This window comes from Pseudomonas sp. FGI182 (assembly GCF_000511325.1).
Classification (GTDB): domain Bacteria; phylum Pseudomonadota; class Gammaproteobacteria; order Pseudomonadales; family Pseudomonadaceae; genus Aquipseudomonas; species Aquipseudomonas putida_Z.
Genome location: NZ_CP007012.1, coordinates 3,890,503 through 3,912,890 on the forward strand (window position 1 = coordinate 3,890,503; position 22,388 = coordinate 3,912,890).

A 22,388-nucleotide genomic window follows, 5' to 3' on the forward strand; every position below is an offset into this window, starting at 1 on the left:
GCGATTGCAGATAGATCTGCAACCACCCTCAAATCAATACTACTTTATGGTCAACCAAAGCAGGCGAACAACAGACATCTCAGCAGTATCTGTTGCCGCCGCTTCCGACCTAGGCGAGGAAGCACCTGAAGACCTGACGCTCAACATGCTGCAAACTTTCGTGCTCGAGACACCACGTTGGTAATGGCGCGCAGCCCCGTCGCCAACGACAAGACTCTGGACCAAGCCATCGATGACCAACTGCGGATGCTGCGAAAAAAGTCCGGGGCATTGACCATCACACCCACGAAGATCGCGCGTTTGGGGGGAGGTGAGCACTCCGTCAAAGCTCGCGAAATGGCCATTGAATTCAAGGTGGGGGACAAGCCCAACTTCCAGCTCCAGGCCGCCTGCATGATTCCAGGTCAGCACCGGCTGCTGGTGATCAACTACAGCAAGCCAAGTCCTTTGAGTAGCGACGACATCGAGCACTGGCGCGCAATCAAACAAGAGCTCCGATTCACCTGACTCCTTCACCACCCAGGTCAACCCCATTCAGAACTTTTGGAGCTTGCAAGCCATGGCGCAGATCGTTCACGCCGCCCGCATGGGCATCGCCCGACACTTGGATGTTGACGAGCTAATCGTCGACAATAACGGCAAGATAGTAAAATTCAGCAAAGGACAGCTGAACAAAATCAAGAATGGCGGCAAGGGCTGGAAATGTCCTTGCTAGAACAACAAAGGAAACATTATGAAAGTTAAAGCCACAGACATTGATTATGCAATAAGTGATGACGACGAACTATCCTACGTATACATAAAATGGGGAGAGCAAGGCTGTTACATTGACATCACCAAAGAAGAAAACGAAGATGACATATACTGCGAACTGTTCGACCAGTCCAACGGAAGACCATTTGATACCATAGCTTATGAACTAAAAGATAAAATACTAAAAATTTCAGTACAACCCCCAGAATCACTAACACGACAAGGTCTATTAAATACGATCCTACTTGACATCTCCTCAGTAAGCTTCAACAACGACGACCTCAATAGAACATTGCTCCACATTTTCTCAAGAAACCTATAATTTGCCATCACCCTTTCGACCCAAACAACAAAAGAAGAGTTTAATCCATACCTTCTGGAGGCGCGGAGCCCCCTCCAGAACCAAACAAATTTTCTCACCTAGGCTCTGTACGAAAAAAGATGTCGCAGACACCGCATGGAACAAGCCAGTGAGACCATGGCGGCATAGCTTTTCGCGAGCTTATCGAAGCGTGTCACGATGCGGCGGTTCTCTTTCAGCCAGCCAAACATGCGCTCGATGATGTTGCGCTGCCGATATTTGGGCCGATCAAACAGTCTGTGTAAGCCAGGCTTGGGTTTGCGCTTCATTGAGCCCATCGGGATGACGGGTTGCATGCGGTACTGGTCGCAGTAGCGGCGCAGCGCTTCGGCGTCGTAGCCTTTGTCGGCAAGCAGCCATTTGCAGCGCTTGCGCGGACGACCTCGTTGGCTTGATGGAATGCTGACTTCGTCCAGCAGTGGCTGGGCGTAGCTGATGTCACTGGCTTGACCGCCAGAGAGAAGGAAGCGCAACGGTGTTCCGTTGGCGTCGCAGAGCATGTGGATCTTGGTTGTCAGGCCGCCGCGATGCGGCCTAGAGCGTGATCGGCAGGCTCGTCAGGCCCCCTTTTTTCCCGGCGCCAGAAGAGGCTCGGGTTGCGCGTACAGCAGTTGAGTCTATCATCCAGGTTTGCAAATCGATCAAGCCTTGCTCATTCAATTTCAGGTGCAAGCGTTTGAGCATCTGATCGAACGTCCCCTGGTTTCGCCAGCCCCGGAACCGTTGATACACCGTTGACCACGGGCCAAATCGCTCCGGCATATCTCGCCACGCAGCACCCGAGCAGAGCACCCAGAGCATGCCATCGAGCATCAGCCGATCACTCAGGCGGGGCCGCCCCCCGACCATGGGTTTCAGTGAAGAGATCGGCAACCACAGTCCAAGCCTCATCCGAGAGTTCGTAACGCTTTGCCATCACAGAATTCCTTTCCGTAGATGGCCAGGAACCCTACAGAATTTCAGCTTCCGAAGGGCGTCGATTGGGTTTCTCGGGATTTCGTACAGAGCCTAGTTCGTGGATGCTGCAGGCGCCCCCACCCTCAGCCGGTAACTGCTGGGCTTGATGAAGAAGATCGGAGACCACACCCCACACCTCGTCCGAGTATTCGTAACGCTTAGCCATCACAGAATGCCTTTCCGTCGATGCGGGGGGACTCTGCAAAGTTTCAGCGTTCGAGGGGCGGTGATTGGGTTTCTTGGGATTTCGTACAAAGCCTGGAAAGGCCCGAATGCCCATGGATCCTGATGGATCTGACTGAAACGAAAAAAGACGCCGAAGCGTCTTTTTTCAATGATTTACAGATTTCCATGGAACCCTGTAAATCTATATTTGGAGCGGGAAACGAGACTCGAACTCGCGACCCCGACCTTGGCAAGGTCGTGCTCTACCAACTGAGCTATTCCCGCGTCGTGATGGGTGCCATTCTAGCGATTTCTAAAACAGCGTCAACCCCTTGATTCAAAAAAACTTTTATTTCTGCTCAGAGCCTTCGCGCAGGTGCGGCCAGGCGGCCAGCAGGTAGTGCACCATCGACCACAGGGTCAGCCCCGCCGCCACCAGCAGCAGCGCGTAGCCGAGGATTACCCAGAAGGTCACCGCCGGCGGGTTGCCCAGCAGGATCACCAGCGCCAGCATCTGCGCCGCGGTTTTCCACTTGCCGAGGTTGGACACCGCCACATGCGCCCGCGCGCCCAGCTCGGCCATCCACTCGCGCAGCGCCGAAACCACGATCTCGCGGCCGATGATCACCGCGGCCGGCAGGGTCAGCCAGAAGTTGGCGTGGGTCTGCACCAGCAGCACCAGGGCCACCGCCACCATCAGCTTGTCGGCCACAGGGTCGAGGAAGGCACCGAACGGCGTGCTCTGCTGCAGGCGGCGCGCCAGGTAGCCGTCCAGCCAGTCGGTGGCGGCAGCAACGGCGAACACGCTGCTGGCAGCCATGTAGCTCCAGTGATAGGGCACATAGAACAGCAGGATGAAGATCGGGATGAGCAGGACGCGTAGAACGGTGAGCAGGTTTGGAATATTCATCGGTACGACTGGCCGCAAGTTGAGCCCGCATTCTACTCGCTATGCAGGCTGGCATAAATCGACTCGGCAAGCTTTTTACTGATGCCGGGTGCTTTGGCGATTTCATCGACACTGGCGCGGTTGAGCTCCTGCAGGCCGCCGAAATGTTTCAGCAGGTCGCGCCGGCGCTTGGGCCCTACCCCGGCCACATCCTCCAGGCTGGACACCCGGCGGGCCTTACCGCGGCGGGCGCGGTGGCCGGTGATGGCGAAACGGTGGGCCTCGTCGCGGATCTGCTGGATCAGGTGCAAGGCCGGTGAGTCGCCCTTGAGGGTGAACTCATGGTGCACGTCGTTCAGGTACAGGGTTTCGAAACCGGCCTTGCGCGTCACGCCCTTGGCCACGCCAAGCAGGGTCAAGTCGCTGAAGCCCAGCTCCTGCATCACGTCACGGGCCATGTTCAGCTGGCCTTTGCCGCCGTCCACCAGCAGCACATCGGGCAGCTTGCCCTCGCCATCCTTGATGCGACCGTAACGGCGGGTCAGGGCCTGGTGCATGGCGGCGTAGTCGTCACCAGCGGTGACGCCTTCGATGTTGAAGCGGCGGTAGTCGGACTTGAGCGGGCCTTCGGGGCCGAACACCACGCAGCTGGCCACGGTGGCTTCGCCGCTGGAATGGCTGATGTCGTAACACTCCAGGCGCTGCGGCACCTCGTCCAGGCCCAGCACCTCGGCCAGGGCCTCGAAACGTGCGGCCATGTGCTGGCGGTTGGCCAGGCGGGCATTGAGCGCCTGCTCGGCGTTGGTCACCGCCAGCTGCTGCCAGCGGGCGCGGGTACCGCGTACCCGGTGGCTGATGGTCAACTCGCGGCCGCGCAGGGTCTGCAGGGCTTCGCTGATGGCTGCGAAGTCTTCGTGCACCACGTTGACGATCAGTTCACCCGGCAATTCGCGCTCGGCATTGCCCAGGTAGTACTGGGAAAGGAACGCGGCCATCACTTCGGCCACCTCCTCCTCGATGCCCACCTGCGGGAAGAAGTTCTTGCTACCCAGCACCCGCCCGCCGCGCACGCTGATCAGGTGCACGCAGGCGCCACCGGGGTTGACGAAGGCGGCGATAACGTCGACGTCGCCGCTGCCGCCTTCGATGTACTGCTGGTCCTGGACGCGCCGCAGCAAGGCGATCTGGTCGCGCAACTCGGCGGCCTTCTCGAAATTGAGGGCCATGGCGGCCTTCTCCATCTCGGCATTGAGTTCGTTGCCCAGTTGCTGGCTACGCCCTTCGAGGAACATCACCGAGTGGCGCACGTCCTCGGCATATTCCTCAGCGGTCACCAGGCCCGTGCAGGGCCCTTTGCAGCGTTTGATCTGGTACTGCAGGCATGGCCGGGTGCGGTTGGCGTAGTAGCTGTCTTCGCACTGGCGCACCGAAAATGCCTTTTGCAGCAGGCTGAGGCTTTCGCGAATGGCGCCGGCGCTGGGGTACGGGCCAAAGTAGCGGCCCTTGGCCTTCTTCGCCCCACGGTGAATGCCCAGCCGCGGAAACTCGCCGTCGGAAAGGAACACGTAGGGGTAGGATTTGTCATCGCGCAGCAGGATGTTGTACGGCGGCCGCCACTCCTTGATCAGGTTCTGCTCCAGCAGCAGCGCCTCGGTTTCGTTGGCGGTGATGGTGGTTTCGACCTGGGCGATGCGGGCCACCAGCGCGGCGGTCTTGGGCGCCAGGCCGGTCTTGCGGAAATAGCTGGCCAGGCGCTTCTTGAGGTTCTTGGCCTTGCCCACGTAAAGCAGCCGGGCTTCGCCGTCGAACATCCGGTAGACGCCCGGGCGACCACTGCAGGTAGCCAGGAATGCGCTGGCATCGAAAACTTGGGACATGAGGTTTTACAGGCTTGCGTCGACCATACCGTGGCGAACGGCCAGCAAGGTCAGTTCGACGTCGCTGGTGACCGAGAGTTTTTCAAAGATCCGATAACGGTAAGTATTGACGGTCTTGGGCGAGAGGCACAACTTGTCGGAGATGATCTGCACTTTCTGGCAGCCGACGATCATCAGGGCAATCTGGATTTCCCGCTCCGACAAGGCATCGAACGGCGAACCCTGTGGCTGGAATGGCTTCAGCGCCATCTGCTGGGCAATCTGGGGGCTGATGTAGCGCTGGCCGGCGAAGGCCAGGCGGATGGCCTGGACCATTTCGTCAAGGCCGGCACCCTTGGTCAGGTAGCCAGCAGCGCCGGCCTGCAGCAGGCGCGTGGGGAACGGGTCTTCCTCGCACACGGTCACGGCAACCACCTTGATGTCCGGGTGGCTGCGCAGCAGCTTGCGGGTGGCCTCCAGACCGCCGATGCCGGGCATTTTCACGTCCATCAGCACCACATCCGGCTTCAGTTCACGGGCCAGCCTGAGCGCCGACTCGCCCGAATCGCCTTCACCCACCACCTGCAGGCCATCGATGTCGGCCAGCATGCGTGTAATACCGGTTCGTACCAGATCGTGATCGTCGACCACTAAGACCCTAATCAAGCACACACCTCGTCAGCAGGGCGATTGGATCCCGCCACCTTAACAAAATTTTTCACGGCGGACCTAACGCATTCCTTCTGTCAGAAACACCTGACGTTCAACCGTAAGCGGCCTCACTGTCTGCCGGGATTTGTCGTTGTTGGTCAAACGCCGCAACAAGTGCCAGAGTGCCGCCTGATCGTCGCACGACAACTGCCGGAAAGCCCCCAGCAAACCGGACTCATCGGCGCTCAGCCCCTCGAGCGGTGCCGGGGTGCGGATACCGCTGAGCACATAGAGTGCATCCACGCCCCGGGTTGCCAATGCCGCCAGGTAATCGACCCGCGGCGAGCGTTCACCACTCTCGTATTTGCCCTGGGCATTGGGTTCGACCCCGCCGATATCGCCAAACACGCGCTGGGTCATCCCCAGACGCTCACGCTCTTCCCGCAGCCGCGGACCGATTCCATTCATGGGGGGCTCCTTATCCCTGATCACACTCATGTACGGCCTACCCACCTGCAGGCGGCCGTGAACGCCTGGGTTCACTATGCCGATGCTCACCAGTCGCGACAAGCCATCATTGAGCTATTAGTCGATCGTGCGCTGCATGCGCACAAAGCATTCGTCCTCACCCATTTCGACGAAGCCGTGGCGCTGGTAGAGCACGCGCGCCGGGTTGCTGCGAAACACCATCAGCCGCAGCAGCGGCAGGTGCCGCTGGCGGGCCCACAGTGCCAACTGCTCCAGCACCCAGCTGCCGACCCCACGCCCACGGTGTTCGGGTAGCAGGTGCAACTCGCGGATGAACAGCGCCTGGCGGTCCTGGCTGAGGCTGCAGAAGCCGAGTACCGCGTCGCCTTCGGTCACCAGCCACTGCTCGCGCCAGCCCCAGGCTTCGTCGAAGGCTTCCTCTAGCCACAGCAGGTCGTATTCGCGGTAGTACGGCAGCATGGCGCGGCGCGTGAGGTCGCGGGCGAAGGTGCGGTGGGAGTCGTTGGCGGGGGTCAGTTGTAGAGGCATGGGTTCTCTGGTCTGGCAGCTCTTGCACTGTCGTTTGTAGGAGCGGCCTTGTGTCGCGAAAGGGGTGCGAAGCGCCCCCAGGGTCTTCGCATTCCTGCAAAATTGCTGGGGCCGCTTTGCGGCCCTTTCGCGACACAAGGCCGCTCCTACAGGGGTCAGCACAGTCCCGATAAATCATTATCGCTCATTGGGCGTAGCACACGGGCGAACTGCCGGGCCCACGGCGATCCAGTTCGTCCTCCAGCCATTCAGCCAACACCCGGGCATTGTTGTGCTCGGTATCCTTGCCCGCATAAAGCAATGTCAGCGTGCCCTTTCCGGCCAGGTCCAGCAGCGGGTACCAGTGCTCGGGGTGGGCTGCCAGCTCCTGCTGGTAACGCTGGGTGAAGCCGGCGAAATCCACTTCACCCTGGTGAAACGCCTTGCGCAACTCATCCGAGGGTGCAACTTCGCGCAACCACTGCCCGTGCAGGTCTTCCTTGCGCTTGTTACGCGGCCAAAGGCGATCGACCAGCACGCGCTGACCGTCGTCTTGCTCAACCGCATCGTAGACACGCTTGCAGCGAATCATGGGTTTCTCCTGCTACTACCGTCCGTCTTGAGCCTAGATAAATCATTGATCGAGGTCACGGCCGGGTTACGAATTGTTTCTATGCTCAAGGCCTTCGGCACCCTTGCCCCCCGACCGGAGCCACCATGGCAACCCCTTCACTGGCCAGCCTGCCGCAACTGGCCCAACGCGATGCCCGCCCGCAACTTGCCCACAAGCCCGGGCGAGCCACCCTGGTGTTGTTCTTCGGCCTGCTGCTGGCCGGTATCGCCTACACCGCCTGGAGCCTGAAGCAGGATGTGACGGCCAGCGGCACGGTAATCACCACGGTCACGCCATTCCTGCTGCTGGGCCTGGCGTTGCTGATTGCCCTGGGCTTCGAGTTCGTCAATGGCTTCCATGACACCGCCAACGCAGTGGCCACCGTCATCTACACCCACTCGTTGCCTGCCCCCGTCGCCGTGGTCTGGTCCGGGCTGTGCAACTTCCTCGGGGTGTTGCTTTCCAGCGGCGCGGTGGCGTTCGGCATCATCGCCCTGCTGCCGGTGGAGCTGATTCTGCAGGTCGGCTCCTCGGCCGGTTTCGCCATGGTCTTCGCCCTGCTGCTGGCGGCGATCATCTGGAACCTCGGCACCTGGTGGCTGGGCCTGCCGGCCTCATCCTCGCACACCCTGATCGGTTCGATCATTGGCGTGGGCGTGGCCAATGCGCTGATGCACGGGCGCGACGGTACCAGCGGCGTGGACTGGGCCCAGGCCAGCAAGGTCGGTTATGCCGTGCTGTTCTCGCCACTGATCGGCTTTGCCTGTGCTGCCCTGTTGCTGCTGGCACTGCGCGCGCTGGTCAAGCGCAAGGCGCTGTACCAGGCGCCGGAAGGCCAGACACCACCACCGTGGTGGATTCGCGGCGTACTGATCCTGACCTGCACCGGGGTGTCCTTTGCCCACGGCTCCAACGACGGCCAGAAAGGCATGGGCCTGATCATGCTGATTCTGGTTGGCACCCTGCCGATGGCTTACGCATTGAACAAGACCATGCCCAATGAACAGGCCATGCAGTTTTCCGCGGTCGCCGAGGTAACCCGCCAGGCACTGGTGCGCGGCGCCCCACAAGCGGCACCGGCCGACCCACGCCAGGTGCTGACCACGTTCATTGCCGAGCCCAGGGCCAACCCGCAACTGATACCGGCGCTGGCGGCACTGACCGGCATGATCGGCGAAGAGGTCAAAGGTTATGGCTCGCTCAAGCGGGTACCGGCCGAAGCCATGGCCAACGTGCGCAACGACATGTACCTGACCAGCGAAGCCATCCGCCTGATCGAGAAGAATCAGCTGGTGGTGTTCGACGCAGGCACGCGCAGCCAGGTGCTGTTGTTCAAGACCCAGCTGGACGACGCCACCCGCTACATCCCGCTGTGGGTGAAAGTGGCCGTGGCCATCGCACTGGGGCTGGGCACCATGGTCGGCTGGCGGCGCATCGTGGTGACGGTAGGCGAGAAGATCGGCAAGACCCATCTCAGCTATGCCCAGGGGGCTTCGGCCGAAGTGGTGGCAATGTGCACCATTGGTGCGGCGGACATGTTCGGGTTGCCGGTGTCGACCACCCACGTGCTGAGTTCCGGGGTGGCCGGGACCATGGTGGCCAACGGGTCGGGGATACAGAAGCGCACGCTGGTCAACCTGCTGATGGCCTGGGTGCTGACCTTGCCGGCAGCGATGCTGTTGGCCGGCAGCCTGTACTGGCTGCTGCACCACATCTTCTGAAAAGCTGGGATACGCCCCTTGTAGGAGCGGCCTTGTGTCGCGAAAGGGCTGCAAGGCAGCCCCGTCGATTTATGCATCAGCGCTGAAATCCCGGGGCCGCCTTGCGGCCCTTTCGCGACACAAGGCCGCTCCTACAATGGCCGGTGCATGCACATAAGGCCAGTGTTGCCTGATCAGCCTGGGATTCTCAGGCCCCGCTGCACGGCCGGCCGCTCGAGGAACGCCGCCAGCACCCGCTGCACTTCCTTGAACTGATCGAAGCCGACCAAATCTCGGGCGTTGTAACGCTCAACCAGGTTACGCACCCACGGGAAGATCGCGATATCGGCGATGCTGTACTCGTCGACTATCCATTCCCGGCCTTTCAGATGCCGGTCCAGAACACCGAGCAGGCGCTTGGACTCGTTGACATAACGGTCCCGCGGGCGCTTGTCCTCGTATTCCTTGCCAGCAAAGAAATGGAAGAACCCGACCTGGCCGAACATCGGCCCGATGCCACCCATCTGGAACATCAGCCACTGCAAGGTCTGGTAACGCTGGGCCGGGTCCTGGCTGAGCAACTGGCCGCTCTTCTCCGCCAGGTACTGCAGGATCGCCCCCGACTCGAACAGCGGCAGCGGCCGGCCGCCAGGGCCATTGGGGTCGAGGATGGCGGGGATCTTGTTGTTGGCGCTGAGCGAGATGAACTCGGGGCTCAGCTGGTCATCGTTGTCGAAGCTGACCTTGTGCGGCTCATAGGCCAGGCCGATCTCTTCGAGCATGATCGACACCTTAACGCCGTTGGGCGTCGGCAGCGAATACAGCTGCAGGCGCTCGGGGTGTCTGGCGGGCCACTTGCGGGTAATGGGGAAAGCACTGAGATCGGTCATGATCAACCTTGCCTGGGGAATGAACCTCTCACTCTAGAGACATCCCCGGCCGCTGACCATCACCGACCACTCATCAGCACCGGCGGCTCAGGCCTGGCCGTGGGCCTTGAGCTTGAGCTTTTCGGTATCGACGCGAACGAACACCGAGTCGGCAGTCACTGTCAGCACATCGTCGGCCCAGACTTCGCAGAGCACCCGGGTCTTGCGCCCTACTTCACCTTCCACACGCGCCTTGAGCAACAATTCGACGCCCATGGGCGTTGGCTTGAGGTAGTTCAGGCCAAGGCTGCCAGTGACACAGTCGATGCGCGGCAGGCTGCCCGCTTCGCGACCTTCGTTGCGGTAGTGGTAAGCCATTGCCGTCCAGTTGGAGTGGCAGTCGACCAGCATCGCCAGCAGCCCGCCGTAGACCAGGCCGGGCCAGCCGATGAAGGTGCTGTCGGGCGCGTGCCGGCACACCAGGTGGATGCCGTCGGTGTCCCAGTGGCTTTGCAGGTGCAGGCCGCTGGGGTGGGAGCAACCGCAGCCGTAGCAAGTGCCGTCGGGGGCGGCGAGGGCCTGGAGGGAAAGGGAGTGGTCGTTCATACGCTTCCTGTGCTTATTGATATGGGGGGCGCGCAACGCCCCCACATTAAAGCAGAAACATCAGGCCGTCTGGGCGACCACCCTGGCGCGCCGCTGGGTCAGCGAAACCAGCAGGATGAACGCGGTCACCCCGGCGGTCATCAGCGTCTCGTAGCGGTAGGCATCGCTGAACAGCATGTAGCCCAGCACCATGACGATGGTGCCGATCACCAGCCAGGTCAGCCACGGGAACAGCCACATCTTCAGCTCCAGCGGCCGCCCTTCACGCTCGGCACGGGCCCGCATGCGCAGCTGCGACACGGCAATCACCAGGTACACCAGCAAGGCGATGGCGCCGGTGGTGGACAGCAGGAAGCCGAATACCTTGCCCGGGAACACATAGTTGACGAAGCACCCGGCAAAGCCGGCCAGGGTCGAGAAGATGACCGCCACGGTCGGTACGCCAGAGCCGGAAATACGCTTGGTAACGCTCAGCGCCTGGCCGCGGGCACCCAGCGAATAGAGCATGCGCGACGCGGTGTACAGGCCCGAGTTCATGCAGCTGGTCACGGCCACCAGCACCACGATATCCACCAGCAGCTTGGCGCCCGGCACGTTCAGCACTTCCAGCACGCGCTGGAACGAACCCACTGCTTTCAGGCCCGGGTCGTTCCATGCCACCAGCGATACCACCAGGAAGATCGACGCCAGGTAGAAGATGGCGATGCGGTACACCACCAGGTTGGTAGCGCGGCGGATCTTGTCTTTCGGGTTGGCGGTTTCGTCAGCGGCAATGGTGACGATTTCGGCACCGAAGAACGAGAAGATGGTGATCAGCACGCCACCGAGCACGGTGCCGAAACCGTTGGGCATGAAGCCGCCGTTATCCCACAACCGGCTGACCCCGGACACCTCGGCCAGCGGCCAGACGCCAAACACCGCCAGGCTGCAGACCACGATGAAGGCGATGATCGCCACCACCTTGACCAGCGCGAACCAGTACTCGAAGGCACCGAAGTTCTTCACGCTGATCAGGTTGGTACCCGACAGCACCAGCATGATCAGGAAGGCGAACAGCCACGACGGCACGCCAGGGAAGTAGGCATGCAGGATGTCGGCGCCGGCAATGGCCTCGACCGGAATGATCAGCACCCAGAACCACCAGTACAGCCAGCCGATGGTAAAGCCCGCCCATGGGCCGATGGCTTCGGAGGCATAGGTGGAAAACGAGCCGCTGTTGGGGTTGGCGATGGCCATTTCGCCGAGCATGCGCATCACCAGCAAGACCAGCAGCCCGGTCATGGCGTAGGAGATGAGGATGGCCGGGCCGGCGGTGGCAATGGCGTTGGAGGAACCGATGAACAGGCCAGCACCGATGATGCCGGCGATGGAGATCATGGATACCTGACGGGACGTCAGACCGTGCTGCAGGGAGCGCTGTTTGTTGTTGTGTAGCGAAGCCATGAAGAACCCTCGAATGGGTCGGCCGCAGCGGGGCGGCTGAAGACTGGAGCAGAATTCTTATAAATTTCTGATGTTCGTTGTTGTTGTTTTGCAGATGCCGGAAGCGGGTACTGACCTCCTCTTCGCACGACCGGTTGTAATCGTTGATCCAGGTCAGTATTAATCTATAGGCCGGGGTCAACAAACGACCTTTTCGAAACACATGATTCCGTTATGGAATGAACTCCTTCCTTTTTTGCTCGGTATTTGCCCGTCATGTCCAAACGCCTGATGCCTTCGACCACCGCCCTTCAGTGCTTCGAAGCGGCCGCCCGCCACCTCAGCTTCACCCGCGCGGCCCAGGAACTGCACCTGACCCAGAGCGCCGTCAGCAAGCAGGTGGCGCAGCTCGAGGACATGCTGTCGCACTCGCTGTTCCAGCGCATTCGCCGGCGCCTGCACCTGACCCCGGCAGGCGCGCTGTACCTCACCGAAGTGAACAAGATCCTCACCCAGATCGACATTTCCAGCCGCTACATCCTCAGCTACGGCGACGAGACCGAAGTGCTGCGCATCGCCACCCAGCCCACCTTTGGCGCGCGCTGGCTGGTACCCCGGCTGAAGGGTTTTGGCGACCGCTACCCGCGCATTCACCTGGATATCCGCAACGAACTGGAGCCGTTCGACCTGGTGCAGGCCAAGGCCGACATTGCGTTTTTCTTCGGCCAGGGCACCTGGCCCGGGGCAACCTGCATCGAACTGTTCAGCGAGGAAGTGGTGCCGGTATGCAGCCCGCAGCTGCTGGCCAACCACCGGTTCGACAGCGCCCAGGCGCTGACCGAACACCGCCTGCTGCAGTGCGTGTCGCGCCCGGAGGCCTGGCACGAATGGTTCCTGGGGCTAGGGCTGCATAGCCAGAACAGCTACCACGGGCCCCGCTTCGACACGTTCTACCTGTGCATCCGCGCGGCCATTGCCGGCTGCGGCATCGCCCTGATTCCGCGCTACCTGGTGGCCGAAGAGTTGAGCGAGGGCAAGCTGGTGGTGGCCTGGGACCACCCGGTGGCGAGCAATGGCCGGCACTTCATCGCCCATGCCGAGCATGCGGCCGAAGTGCCCAAGGTCAGGGCCTTCGTGCAGTGGATTCGGGAGCGGGTGGCAGAGGGGGATTGATTTGACCTGTACCGGCCTCTTCGCGGGCTTGCCCGCTCCCACAGAGGCTGCACTGTGCTCGAACCTGCAGTGATCCTGTGGGAGCGGGCAAGCCCGCGAAGAGGCCGGCACAGGCAAAAAAAAACGGCTAGATCAAGAATCCATGGAATGACCGCAATCGAATAATTCGTTTGCGGAATAACCTGCCGACACGCTTGGATAATAAGAAACTCGAACAAAGGTCCGCGTGCCCATGAACCAGGAAAGTATCAGCCAATCCATTGCCATCGTTCACCCGATCACACTTTCCCATGGCCGCAATGCCGAAGTCTGGGACACCGACGGCAAACGCTACATCGACTTCGTCGGCGGTATCGGTGTACTCAACCTGGGCCACTGCAACCCGGCTGTGGTCGAGGCGATCCAGGCCCAGGCCGCTCGCCTGACCCACTACGCCTTCAACGCAGCCCCCCATGGCCCATACCTGGCGCTGATGGAGCAACTGAGCCAATTCGTACCGGTCAGCTACCCATTGGCCGGCATGCTCACCAACAGCGGCGCGGAAGCTGCAGAAAACGCCCTGAAAGTGGCCCGTGGTGCCACCGGCAAACGCGCCATCATCGCCTTCGACGGCGGCTTCCACGGTCGCACCCTGGCCACCCTGAACCTCAACGGCAAGGTCGCCCCGTACAAGCAGCGGGTCGGTGAACTGCCGGGGCCGGTGTACCACCTGCCCTACCCCAGCGCCGACACCGGGGTTACCTGCGAACAGGCCCTCAAGGCCATGGACCGCCTGTTCAGCGTCGAGCTGGCAGTGGAGGACGTGGCGGCGTTCATCTTCGAGCCGGTGCAGGGCGAAGGCGGTTTCCTCGCCCTTGACCCAGCCTTCGCCCAGGCCCTGCGCCGCTTCTGCGACGAGCGCGGCATCCTGATCATCATCGACGAGATCCAGTCGGGCTTCGGCCGCACCGGCCAGCGCTTCGCCTTCCCGCGTCTGGGCATCGAGCCCGACCTGCTGCTGTTGGCCAAGAGCATTGCCGGCGGCATGCCGCTGGGAGCGGTGGTCGGGCGCAAGGAGTTGATGGCAGCACTGCCCAAAGGTGGCCTGGGTGGCACCTATTCAGGCAACCCGATCGCCTGCGCAGCGGCCCTGGCCAGCCTGGCGCAGATGACCGACGAGAACGTCGCTAACTGGGGTGAGCGCCAGGAGCAGGCAATCGTGCGCCGCTTCGAGCGTTGGAAGGCCTCGGGCCTGAGCCCGTTCATCGGCCGCCTGACCGGCGTCGGCGCAATGCGCGGGATCGAGTTCGTCAATGCCGACGGCAGCCCGGCACCGGCGCAACTGGCCAAGGTGATGGAAGCGGCGCGGGCCAAGGGCCTGTTGCTGATGCCCAGCGGCAAGGCGCGGCACATCATCCGCCTGCTGGCACCGCTGACCATCGAGGCCGAAGTGCTCGAGGAGGGCCTGGATATCCTCGAGCAGTGCCTGGCGGAACTGAACTGATACTTACAAGCCCAGTTCTGCCGGAGTGAGCATGTCGGACTCGAAGGCAATCCAGCCGCCTTCGAGTTCGGCGTGACCGTTGACGATCGGGCCGTAGTAGGTCAGGCCGTTCTCCAGGGTCACGCAGATGTGCGTGGCGTTCTTTTCGGGGGCTGCGAGCGTACCGACGAAATGCACCTTCTTCAGCGTTTCGGTCACCGCTTCCAGGCCAACGCGCATGTTGGGGTTTTCCGAGGCCTCGGCGTCGCCGCCACGGTCTTCGGCGCTGACGGTGATGGTGGCGATGTACGGGTACTTGGTGCTCAAGCGGGTTACCTCTGTGGGTGTGTAGGCGTATGGGCGCGTAGAGTACGGCAGGTGATCTCCATTGTCTCTACCGGCCTATTCGCGGGTAAACCCGCTCCTACAGTGACCGCACATTGCCCAAGGCCTGCGCAGTACTTGTGGGAGCGGGTTTACCCGCGAAGAGGCCGGGCCTGCAAAAGGTGATCTGAAGGGCCCGATCTGTTAGGGTGCCCGCCGATGCACGCCACACCACACGAGGATCCCGAGTGAGCGCCGAAGAACCCCTGATCGCCGACCTGTTCGAGGTCGACAAACGCCTGTCCCTCAAGCCCGTGGTGGACTTCAACAGCTACCTGCGCAACGCCTTCGGCGAAGGCCCGTGCCGTTGCCATCGCTGCACCGAAGGTGGCGACCAAGGCACCTACAGCCACGCCCACACCTTCACCTTCGACGGCCGCCAATGGCACCGCCGCTTTGCCAGCACCTCCGGCAGCGACGTCGCCCAGGCCCTGAAAAAGGCCTGGCTTTCGTACACCAAGGCCGATCTCAACCTGGTCGGCGCACTGGACCTGGCCACCCTCAAGACCTTCACCGAAGCCGCCCTGCACACGCGCCTGCTGGCCCTGCTGCCTGCCAGCGGCCTGGCCCGCGAAGTGGATGGCCAGTGGCTGCTGCAAGCCCAGGCCGACTGACGGCCCGGCGGTAAAGCAGGATTCTCCCGTTCTGCTACCGTGGGAGAATCCGCTCATCCGCAGGTAGTCCGCCATGGCCCGTACAACGCCCATCGAGCTGTACCGCAATATCGGTATCGTCGCCCACGTGGACGCCGGCAAGACCACGACCACCGAGCGGATCCTGTTCTACACCGGGGTCAACCACAAGATGGGCGAAGTGCACGATGGTGCCGCGACCATGGACTGGATGGCCCAGGAGCAGGAGCGCGGCATCACCATCACCTCGGCGGCGACCACTGCTTTCTGGCAGGGCTCGACCAAGCAGTTCGCCCACAAGTACCGCTTCAACATCATCGACACCCCGGGCCACGTCGACTTCACCATCGAGGTGGAGCGCTCGCTGCGCGTGCTCGATGGCGCGGTAGTGGTGTTCAGCGGCGCGGACGGGGTCGAACCGCAGTCCGAGACCGTATGGCGCCAGGCCAACAAGTACCATGTGCCGCGCCTGGCCTACATCAACAAGATGGACCGCCAGGGCGCCGACTTCCTGCGCGTGGTCAAGCAGATCGACCAGCGCCTGGGCCACCACCCGGTGCCGATCCAGCTGGCCATCGGCAGCGAAGAGAACTTCATCGGCCAGATCGATCTGGTGAAGATGAAGGCCATCTACTGGAACGATGCCGACCAGGGCACCAGCTACCGCGAAGAAGACATCCCTGCCGAGCTGCAGGCGCTGGCCGACGAGTGGCGCGCGCACATGGTCGAGGCAGCGGCCGAGGCCAATGACGAGCTCACCATGAAGTTTCTCGATGGCGAGGAACTGAGCGTCGATGAAATCAAGGCTGCCTTGCGCCAGCGCACCATCGCCAATGAAATCGTGCCGACCATCCTCGGCTCGTCGTTCAAGAACAAGGGCGTGCCGCTGATGCTCGACGCGGTCATCGACTACCTCCCCGCCCCGTCGGAGATCCCGGCGATCAAGGGCACCGACCCGGATGACGAAGAAAAGCACCTGGAGCGCCACGCCGACGACAGCGAGCCGTTCTCGGCCCTCGCATTCAAGATCGCCACCGACCCGTTCGTCGGCACCCTGACCTTCGCCCGGGTCTACTCCGGCGTGCTCAGCTCCGGCAACGCGGTACTCAACTCGGTAAAGGGCAAGAAGGAACGCATCGGCCGCATGGTGCAGATGCATGCCAACCAGCGGGCTGAAATCAAGGATGTGTGCGCCGGCGACATCGCCGCGCTGATCGGCATGAAGGACGTGACCACCGGCGACACCCTGTGCGACATGGACAAGCCGATCATCCTCGAACGCATGGACTTCCCCGACCCGGTTATTTCCGTGGCAGTGGAGCCCAAGACCAAGGCCGACCAGGAAAAAATGGGCATCGCCCTGGGCAAGCTGGCCCAGGAAGACCCGTCATTCCGCGTGCGCACCGACGAGGAGACCGGCCAGACCATTATCTCGGGCATGGGCGAGTTGCACCTGGACATCATCGTCGACCGCATGCGCCGCGAGTTCAACGTCGAGGCCAACATCGGCAAGCCGCAGGTGGCCTACCGCGAGAAAATCCGCAACACCTGCGAGATCGAGGGCCGCTTCGTCCGCCAGTCCGGCGGCCGAGGCCAGTACGGCCACTGCTGGATCCGCTTCGCCCCCGGCGACGAGGGCAAGGAAGGCCTGGAGTTCATCAACGAGATCGTTGGCGGCGTGGTACCACGCGAATACATCCCGGCTATCCAGAAAGGCATCGAGGAGCAGATGAAGAACGGCGTGCTGGCTGGCTACCCGCTGATCAACCTGAAGGCGGCGGTGTTCGACGGCTCGTACCACGATGTCGACTCGAACGAAATGGCCTACAAGATCGCCGCCTCGATGGCCACCAAGCAACTGTCGCAGAAAGGTGGGGCGGTGTTGCTGGAGCCGGTGATGAAGGTGGAAGTGGTGACCCCGGAGGAGTACCAGGGTGACATCCTCGGCGACCTGAGCCGGCGCCGCGGGATGATCCAGGATGGTGATGAAACGCCGGCCGGCAAGGTGATCCGTGCCGAGGTGCCGCTGGGCGAGATGTTCGGCTATGCCACCTCGATGCGCTCCATGACCCAGGGCCGGGCCAGCTTCTCGATGGAATTTACCCGTTATGCCGAGGCACCGGCGAGCATTGCCGATGCCATCGTCAAGAAGAACCGCGGGGAGTGATTCGTTCGCCTGTGCTGGCCTCTTCGCGGCTAAAGCCGCTCCCACCTCGACCGCATCGGCCTCGAGCCAGGCGCTATCGCTGTGGGAGCTGGCTTGCCGGCGATGAGGCCAGTACAGGCAACACAAGACAGTTGCTCCCACAGGGAATGCATACCCCCTGTAGGAGCGGCTTTAGCCGCGAAGAGGCCGGCACAGCCAACAACCCTTCTCAGTGCTGCTCCCCAGCCCGCTTCAGCAGCTTCTTGCAGCGCTCGGACAGATGCACCACCCGCAACTGCTTGCCCGCCCTCGCATACCGCTCCCGCAAGGTCTTCAACGCCGCAATCGCCGAATAATCGACAAAGCTCAGATGCTGGCAATCCAGGGTCACCTTGGCCGGGTCGTTAGCCGGGTCGAACTGGTTCAGGAACACCGTAGTCGAAGCAAAGAACAGCGTGCCATGCACCTGGTAATGCTTGCCCTCCTCTGCATCCTCATGGCTGTCGGCATACAGCTCCCGCGCATGCTGCCAGGCAAAGTTCACCGCCGCGATGACGATGCCGAACAGCACCGCCACCGCCAGGTCGGTGAGCACCGTTACCACGGTCACGGCAATGATCGCCAGCACATCGCTCAGCGGCACCTTGTGCAGCACCCGCAACGACGCCCAGGCGAAGGTCTGCTGCGCCACCACGAACATCACCCCGACCAGCGCCGCCAGCGGAATACGCTCGATCAGCGGCGACAGGAACAGCACGAACAGCAGGACCATCACCCCGGCCACCACACCTGACAGCCGGCCACGGCCATTGGAGCTGAGGTTGATCACCGTCTGGCCGATCATCGCGCAACCACCCATGCCACCGCACAGGCCGGAAACCATGTTGGCCGCGCCCAGTGCCACGCACTCGCGGTCCGGGTAGCCACGGCTCTCGGTGATTTCATCGGTCAGGTTGAGCGTGAGCAGGGTTTCCAGCAGGCCGACCATGGCCATCAGTACCGCGTAGGGGGCGATGATCTTCAGGGTCTCGAGGTTCCACGGCACATCCGGCAGGGCCAGCTGCGGCAGGCCACCGGCGATGCGCGCCATGTCGCCCAGGGTGCGTGTGGGCAGGCCGAGCAGGTACACCAGCAAACCAACGCCAAGGATCGCCACCAGCGCTGGCGGCACCGCACGGGTCAACTTCGGCAGCACGTAGACCACCGCCATGGTCAGCGCCACCAGGCCGATCATCAGGTACAGCGGCGTACCGCCGAGCCAGTGCCCGCCCTCTTTGAAGTGCTCCAGCTGGGCCATGGCAATGACGATCGCCAGGCCGTTGACGAAGCCGAGCATCACCGGGTACGGCACCAACCGCACCAGCTTGCCCAGGCGCAGCAAACCGAACAGGATCATCACCACGCCGCCCAGCAAAACCGTGGCCAGCAGGTACTGCGCACCGTGCTGCACCACCAGCGCAACGATCACCACCGCCATCGAGCCGGCGGCACCGGAAATCATCCCCGGCCGACCACCGAACAGCGCCGTCAGGGTGCAGATGATAAAGGCGCCATACAGGCCCATCAGCGGGTTGAGGTGAGCCACCAGGGCAAAGGCGATGCACTCGGGCACCAGGGCGAATGAGGTGGTCAGGCCGGCGAGCACGTCGGCGCGAAGTCGGGCGGGTTTCATGGGCATCCTGTGGTGCAGTCCGGATGGACGGATCGAAAACAAGCGGGCGCGATGTTACGGAATTTGTCCGGCAGCGGCCACCGTTCAGCGCACCCGCTCCCGGCTTTGCACGGCCAGGTCCAGAGCGCGCTGCATGTCCAGGCGCGCCGAACGCCCCAGGTCGGGGTGGTTCAGTTGGCCGCCACGCTCAGACGGCAGGATCGGCGCCGTCAGGTCCTCGGCGTCCATCGCTTCGAAATCCTGCTCGGCGCCCAGGGTCAAGGCGCTGCGCCGCAACAGCATGCGCACCTGTTCGGGGGTCAGCGCCGGGTTGATCGACAGCATCGTCGCCACGGTTGCAGTCACCAGCGGCGTTGCGTACGACGTGCCACAATGCGCAGCGCCCGCACCCGGGCGAATGCAGGCCGCCGCACTGACATCCACACGCATGTCGATGTTGGAGCTATGGCGCTTGCGCACATGGCCAGGGTGTTCGACCGCCACTGACTTGTCACTGCGCTGGTGCCCGCCCACCACCAGCAATTGTTCGGTGATGAACGACGATGGCAGGCGATATTCATCGGTACCCGACCAGGACGCACCATTACCCGCCGAGTTGACCACCACCACATCAGGGTGCTCGGCGCGCAGCCACAGGAAGAACTCCTCGAGCAGTTCCTCATAGCCACTCATGGCCAGCCCGGAACGCACCAGCGAATCGACTTCGTCACCTTTGACATCGCGCGCGCCTACCCGATGGATGCCCCAGCTCCAGTTCAACACCCGCACCCCATCCTCGACCAGGTTCACCGATGCAGCGATGTTGGCGGTGATACCGGCATCCGAGTTGCGCTCGACAATCACCTCGAAGCCAGGACTGTGCTTGCCAAGCCTTGGCAAAAAGCCTTCATCCGGGTTCGCCAGGATACCGGCCACATGGCTACCGTGACTGCCTGGGCGGTCACCGTCGCGCGCATACAGGCACGTCTGCGCCTGGTCGCAGCGCCCTCGATAATGGCTGAAGCCTGGCGCGTCGAAGTCCAACTCTCGCTCGATCACACCGACCCGCACCGGTTGCACCGGCAAGCTGGAAGCGGCAATTCGCCGCTGGTAGTAGTACAGCGCGTCCATGAAGCGGTTGGCGGCCCACTCATCCGCCTGATCGATGGCCAGGGCGTCACGCCCGCTACCTTCCTCGCCACGCTCCGGGGCAGACTCCTCGACAATCACTGCATCCACGCTGACTTCACTGCCCATGCGCAGGATCATCGCGTCGCGCTGCACCAGGTCGCCCACCGGCAAGCGCAACTGGTAGATATTCAGCGGCGGTATGGCACCCACGACCTGGGCGCCGTACTTCCCGGCGATCCGTCGGGCTTCGCCGAGGCCATCATGTTTTTCCTCGATCAAAAGGCTTACCAGGTCCACATAGGTGGTGAGGCCATCCATGTTCTTCGCCACTTCATCAGGCCCGGCGGCCACAACATGGCTGCGCTGGCGGGTCAGCCAAACCGGGTTGCTGGTGCGCTCGCCGTCCTCCAGCCACAGCGGAGCACTGCGCAGGGCTTGTTCGGCCAATTTCAGCGTAAGCCGGTCACCTTGCCGCTCGAAATCGGCTGTCGGCAGCCGCACACCACCGAGCCAGACCGTCGGCAGCTGCGCCCCGAGGCCCTCGGCGCGCAGGCACCATTGCTGCTGGCCATCGCCAAACAGGTCGCCGCAACGCTGCAGCTGTTTGATGCGCAACGAATCAGCAGCAGCCTCGGCACAAAGGCTGCACAGGCACAACAACAAGATCAGAACACGCTTCATGCACTCAGCCCCATTCAATCCCTGTGCGTGCGACTGGTGGGGTAGATCAAAGGTTCAGCTGCGGCCCGCCGCCTTGTCCCGCGCAAGCCATTCAGCCATGGATGCATCCTCAAGCGCGTACTCTCCGCGATTGGCCTTCCATACCAGCTCCTTGTCACGCAGGGCATCGAGGGCCTTCTGGACGCTGGTCGTGCTGGCGTTGATTTCCGCCCGGGCCTGCTCCAGCTTACGGTTCACATCCCCTAAGGTTTGCTCGGTAAATGGCGAAAACGGCTGCCGGCCCAACGTGCGCTCGGCCATTACCTCAAGCACTGCCTGTTGCAAGGCTGACAGGTCGTTCCAGGCGCTTTCGTAGTCACTCCAAACGCCCGCCTGATGATTGAGCGCCCCTGTGCGCAGTAATTCACCCAGGTTGCCCGCCTCACCCAGGCCCACGCTCACTTCGGCCAACAGCTTGTTGAGCATTTCAGGGCGGCGCCCGACCAACTCGAAAGCATACACAAGGTCCTCGACCTTGAACTGGTTGCTGGCGGCCAGGCGCCGGTTCCACAAATCAGTGATGAACTCGACATACTCACGCCCCAGCAAGGGGAATGGCGTGATGCTGGCCCCAAAGAAGGGTTGCTTGCTCTTGAGCACCAGGTTGGCCAGCTTGTCGCGGCTGGAGCCAGTGAACACCAGACGCAAGCCGTCCGGGCGGTCGCCACGGTTGAGATGGTCACGCGCGGCTTTCAGCGCAAACATCGCATTCAGGCCATCTTCGCTGTTGAGGGCATGCTGGGCCTCGTCGATGATCAGTACCACCATCTGCCCCGACACTTGATGCAACACGGCAAGTGCCTGAGCCAAGGTAGTCCCCTCAGGCAGCTGCGGGCGAGTAAAATCCCAGCTGAGGGTACGCAGCAGGTTTATCTTGTCGATACCGGCCTTTTTCGCAGCCTTGGCCAGCGCACCTTCGAAGCTGCCCAGCGCAGCACCGATGGCGCCACTGATGAGTTCTGCCGGCGCGGCGTCGCGGTCCGACCACAGGTCGACGTAAACCGGTAGCCAGCCGCGCTGTACGCATTCCGGAATGAAGTCGTTGTTGAGGAAGGTGCTCTTGCCCGTACGTCGGGGCGCGGCGAGGAACATGCCCGAGCTGTAATCGACCAGCGACTCGCCGGCCAGGTCTTGGCCCAGAGCCTTGGCCAACTGATCACGACGTAGAAGCGGGCGGATGGGTGACATGCAATTACCCTCAATTATCTTGATGACTATAATTTATAGCCTACAAGATAAAACCCGATAAAT

At 62.2% G+C, this 22,388-nt stretch carries 21 protein-coding genes, 1 tRNA gene and 1 pseudogene; 8 read left to right on the forward strand and 15 right to left on the reverse strand.

Annotated elements, in window-relative coordinates:
• Positions 1-177: 177 nt before the first annotated feature.
• From C163_RS17150 to C163_RS27360, 3 genes are read left to right on the forward strand one after another with little or no spacing between them, the layout of a single operon-like run.
• Positions 178-507, forward strand: a complete 330-nt coding sequence (locus tag C163_RS17150) for a DcrB-related protein (RefSeq protein WP_371257949.1) — start codon at positions 178-180, stop codon at positions 505-507.
• A 52-nt stretch (positions 508-559) separates the two neighbouring features.
• Entirely contained in the window at positions 560-715 is a 156-nt protein-coding gene (locus C163_RS27225; protein ID WP_155951636.1) for a hypothetical protein, read from the forward strand.
• Positions 716-733: 18 nt separating this feature from the next.
• Positions 734-1,075, forward strand: coding sequence for a hypothetical protein (locus C163_RS27360; RefSeq protein WP_177325765.1), 342 nt, complete (start codon positions 734-736; stop codon positions 1,073-1,075).
• A 98-nt stretch (positions 1,076-1,173) separates the two neighbouring features.
• Here the strand turns inward: C163_RS27360 and C163_RS26645 are convergent.
• The 8 genes and pseudogenes from C163_RS26645 to C163_RS17195 form a co-directional block, all read right to left on the reverse strand.
• Positions 1,174-2,030 (reverse strand): annotated as a pseudogene (locus tag C163_RS26645) (IS5 family transposase).
• 415 nt (positions 2,031-2,445) lie between these two features.
• Positions 2,446-2,521: transfer RNA gene (locus tag C163_RS17165), tRNA-Gly, on the reverse strand.
• A 64-nt stretch (positions 2,522-2,585) separates the two neighbouring features.
• Positions 2,586-3,146 (reverse strand): CDP-diacylglycerol--glycerol-3-phosphate 3-phosphatidyltransferase, encoded by a 561-nt coding sequence (gene pgsA, locus C163_RS17170; RefSeq protein WP_025339908.1) that lies wholly within the window; start codon positions 3,144-3,146, stop codon positions 2,586-2,588.
• A 32-nt stretch (positions 3,147-3,178) separates the two neighbouring features.
• Positions 3,179-5,002: an excinuclease ABC subunit UvrC gene (uvrC, locus tag C163_RS17175; RefSeq protein ID WP_013973365.1), complete on the reverse strand. Its 1,824-nt coding sequence runs from the start codon at positions 5,000-5,002 to the stop codon at positions 3,179-3,181.
• Positions 5,003-5,008: 6 nt separating this feature from the next.
• Complete coding sequence (uvrY, locus tag C163_RS17180; protein WP_015271036.1) at positions 5,009-5,647, reverse strand: UvrY/SirA/GacA family response regulator transcription factor; 639 nt, start codon at positions 5,645-5,647, stop codon at positions 5,009-5,011.
• A gap of 63 nt (positions 5,648-5,710) precedes the next feature.
• Positions 5,711-6,100: a helix-turn-helix domain-containing protein gene (locus tag C163_RS17185; protein ID WP_025339909.1), complete on the reverse strand. Its 390-nt coding sequence runs from the start codon at positions 6,098-6,100 to the stop codon at positions 5,711-5,713.
• A gap of 117 nt (positions 6,101-6,217) precedes the next feature.
• The gene (locus C163_RS17190) at positions 6,218-6,649 is read right to left on the reverse strand and encodes a GNAT family N-acetyltransferase (RefSeq protein ID WP_025339910.1); all 432 of its coding nucleotides are present in this window, start codon (positions 6,647-6,649) and stop codon (positions 6,218-6,220) included.
• A gap of 184 nt (positions 6,650-6,833) precedes the next feature.
• A complete protein-coding gene (locus C163_RS17195) occupies positions 6,834-7,220 on the reverse strand; it encodes a DUF488 domain-containing protein (protein WP_015271039.1) in 387 nt (128 codons plus the stop codon).
• A gap of 125 nt (positions 7,221-7,345) precedes the next feature.
• Here C163_RS17195 and C163_RS17200 point away from each other — a divergent pair, with 125 nt between their 5' ends.
• Positions 7,346-8,962 carry an inorganic phosphate transporter gene (locus tag C163_RS17200; protein WP_025339911.1) on the forward strand — a complete coding sequence of 539 codons (1,617 nt, stop codon included), beginning with the start codon at positions 7,346-7,348 and terminating at the stop codon, positions 8,960-8,962.
• 173 nt (positions 8,963-9,135) lie between these two features.
• Here the strand turns inward: C163_RS17200 and C163_RS17205 are convergent, their stop codons facing one another.
• From C163_RS17205 to C163_RS17215, 3 genes are all read right to left on the reverse strand, one after another.
• Positions 9,136-9,831: a glutathione S-transferase N-terminal domain-containing protein gene (locus C163_RS17205; RefSeq protein ID WP_025339912.1), complete on the reverse strand. Its 696-nt coding sequence runs from the start codon at positions 9,829-9,831 to the stop codon at positions 9,136-9,138.
• Between the two features lie 87 nt (positions 9,832-9,918).
• Positions 9,919-10,416: a PaaI family thioesterase gene (locus C163_RS17210; RefSeq protein ID WP_025339913.1), complete on the reverse strand. Its 498-nt coding sequence runs from the start codon at positions 10,414-10,416 to the stop codon at positions 9,919-9,921.
• Between the two features lie 60 nt (positions 10,417-10,476).
• Positions 10,477-11,859 (reverse strand): amino acid permease, encoded by a 1,383-nt coding sequence (locus C163_RS17215; protein WP_025339914.1) that lies wholly within the window; start codon positions 11,857-11,859, stop codon positions 10,477-10,479.
• 255 nt (positions 11,860-12,114) lie between these two features.
• Here C163_RS17215 and gcvA point away from each other — a divergent pair, with 255 nt between their 5' ends.
• Positions 12,115-13,011 carry a transcriptional regulator GcvA gene (gcvA, locus tag C163_RS17220; protein ID WP_015271044.1) on the forward strand — a complete coding sequence of 299 codons (897 nt, stop codon included), beginning with the start codon at positions 12,115-12,117 and terminating at the stop codon, positions 13,009-13,011.
• A 232-nt stretch (positions 13,012-13,243) separates the two neighbouring features.
• On the forward strand, positions 13,244-14,494 hold the full coding sequence (locus C163_RS17225; RefSeq protein ID WP_025339915.1) for an aspartate aminotransferase family protein: 1,251 nt from the start codon (positions 13,244-13,246) through the stop codon (positions 14,492-14,494).
• Positions 14,495-14,497: 3 nt separating this feature from the next.
• Here the strand turns inward: C163_RS17225 and C163_RS17230 are convergent, their stop codons facing one another.
• Complete coding sequence (locus tag C163_RS17230; protein WP_015271046.1) at positions 14,498-14,800, reverse strand: hypothetical protein; 303 nt, start codon at positions 14,798-14,800, stop codon at positions 14,498-14,500.
• 245 nt (positions 14,801-15,045) lie between these two features.
• On the opposite strand from C163_RS17230, the gene C163_RS17235 reads away from it, so the two are divergent.
• Both C163_RS17235 and fusA read left to right on the forward strand, forming a co-directional pair.
• On the forward strand, positions 15,046-15,471 hold the full coding sequence (locus C163_RS17235; protein ID WP_025339916.1) for a hypothetical protein: 426 nt from the start codon (positions 15,046-15,048) through the stop codon (positions 15,469-15,471).
• Positions 15,472-15,544: 73 nt separating this feature from the next.
• A complete protein-coding gene (gene fusA, locus C163_RS17240) occupies positions 15,545-17,656 on the forward strand; it encodes an elongation factor G (protein ID WP_025339917.1) in 2,112 nt (703 codons plus the stop codon).
• 208 nt (positions 17,657-17,864) lie between these two features.
• Here fusA and C163_RS17245 read toward each other — a convergent pair whose 3' ends face one another.
• The 3 genes from C163_RS17245 to C163_RS17255 form a co-directional block, all read right to left on the reverse strand.
• Positions 17,865-19,307: a SulP family inorganic anion transporter gene (locus C163_RS17245; protein ID WP_025339918.1), complete on the reverse strand. Its 1,443-nt coding sequence runs from the start codon at positions 19,305-19,307 to the stop codon at positions 17,865-17,867.
• Positions 19,308-19,391: 84 nt separating this feature from the next.
• Positions 19,392-21,098: a S8/S53 family peptidase gene (locus C163_RS17250; protein ID WP_025339919.1), complete on the reverse strand. Its 1,707-nt coding sequence runs from the start codon at positions 21,096-21,098 to the stop codon at positions 19,392-19,394.
• Between the two features lie 54 nt (positions 21,099-21,152).
• Positions 21,153-22,325 carry a hypothetical protein gene (locus tag C163_RS17255; RefSeq protein ID WP_025339920.1) on the reverse strand — a complete coding sequence of 391 codons (1,173 nt, stop codon included), beginning with the start codon at positions 22,323-22,325 and terminating at the stop codon, positions 21,153-21,155.
• Positions 22,326-22,388: the final 63 nt, after the last annotated feature.

Coding starts and splice junctions, on each gene's coding strand:
- C163_RS27225 (WP_155951636.1), top strand. CDS start 560: ATGGCGCAGATCGTTCACGCCGCCCGCATGGGCATCGCCCGACACTTG.
- C163_RS27360 (WP_177325765.1), top strand. CDS start 734: ATGAAAGTTAAAGCCACAGACATTGATTATGCAATAAGTGATGACGAC.
- pgsA (WP_025339908.1), bottom strand. CDS start 3,146: ATGAATATTCCAAACCTGCTCACCGTTCTACGCGTCCTGCTCATCCCG.
- uvrC (WP_013973365.1), bottom strand. CDS start 5,002: ATGTCCCAAGTTTTCGATGCCAGCGCATTCCTGGCTACCTGCAGTGGT.
- C163_RS17185 (WP_025339909.1), bottom strand. CDS start 6,100: ATGAATGGAATCGGTCCGCGGCTGCGGGAAGAGCGTGAGCGTCTGGGG.
- C163_RS17190 (WP_025339910.1), bottom strand. CDS start 6,649: ATGCCTCTACAACTGACCCCCGCCAACGACTCCCACCGCACCTTCGCC.
- C163_RS17195 (WP_015271039.1), bottom strand. CDS start 7,220: ATGATTCGCTGCAAGCGTGTCTACGATGCGGTTGAGCAAGACGACGGT.
- C163_RS17200 (WP_025339911.1), top strand. CDS start 7,346: ATGGCAACCCCTTCACTGGCCAGCCTGCCGCAACTGGCCCAACGCGAT.
- C163_RS17205 (WP_025339912.1), bottom strand. CDS start 9,831: ATGACCGATCTCAGTGCTTTCCCCATTACCCGCAAGTGGCCCGCCAGA.
- C163_RS17210 (WP_025339913.1), bottom strand. CDS start 10,416: ATGAACGACCACTCCCTTTCCCTCCAGGCCCTCGCCGCCCCCGACGGC.
- C163_RS17215 (WP_025339914.1), bottom strand. CDS start 11,859: ATGGCTTCGCTACACAACAACAAACAGCGCTCCCTGCAGCACGGTCTG.
- gcvA (WP_015271044.1), top strand. CDS start 12,115: ATGTCCAAACGCCTGATGCCTTCGACCACCGCCCTTCAGTGCTTCGAA.
- C163_RS17225 (WP_025339915.1), top strand. CDS start 13,244: ATGAACCAGGAAAGTATCAGCCAATCCATTGCCATCGTTCACCCGATC.
- fusA (WP_025339917.1), top strand. CDS start 15,545: ATGGCCCGTACAACGCCCATCGAGCTGTACCGCAATATCGGTATCGTC.
- C163_RS17245 (WP_025339918.1), bottom strand. CDS start 19,307: ATGAAACCCGCCCGACTTCGCGCCGACGTGCTCGCCGGCCTGACCACC.
- C163_RS17250 (WP_025339919.1), bottom strand. CDS start 21,098: ATGAAGCGTGTTCTGATCTTGTTGTTGTGCCTGTGCAGCCTTTGTGCC.
- C163_RS17255 (WP_025339920.1), bottom strand. CDS start 22,325: ATGTCACCCATCCGCCCGCTTCTACGTCGTGATCAGTTGGCCAAGGCT.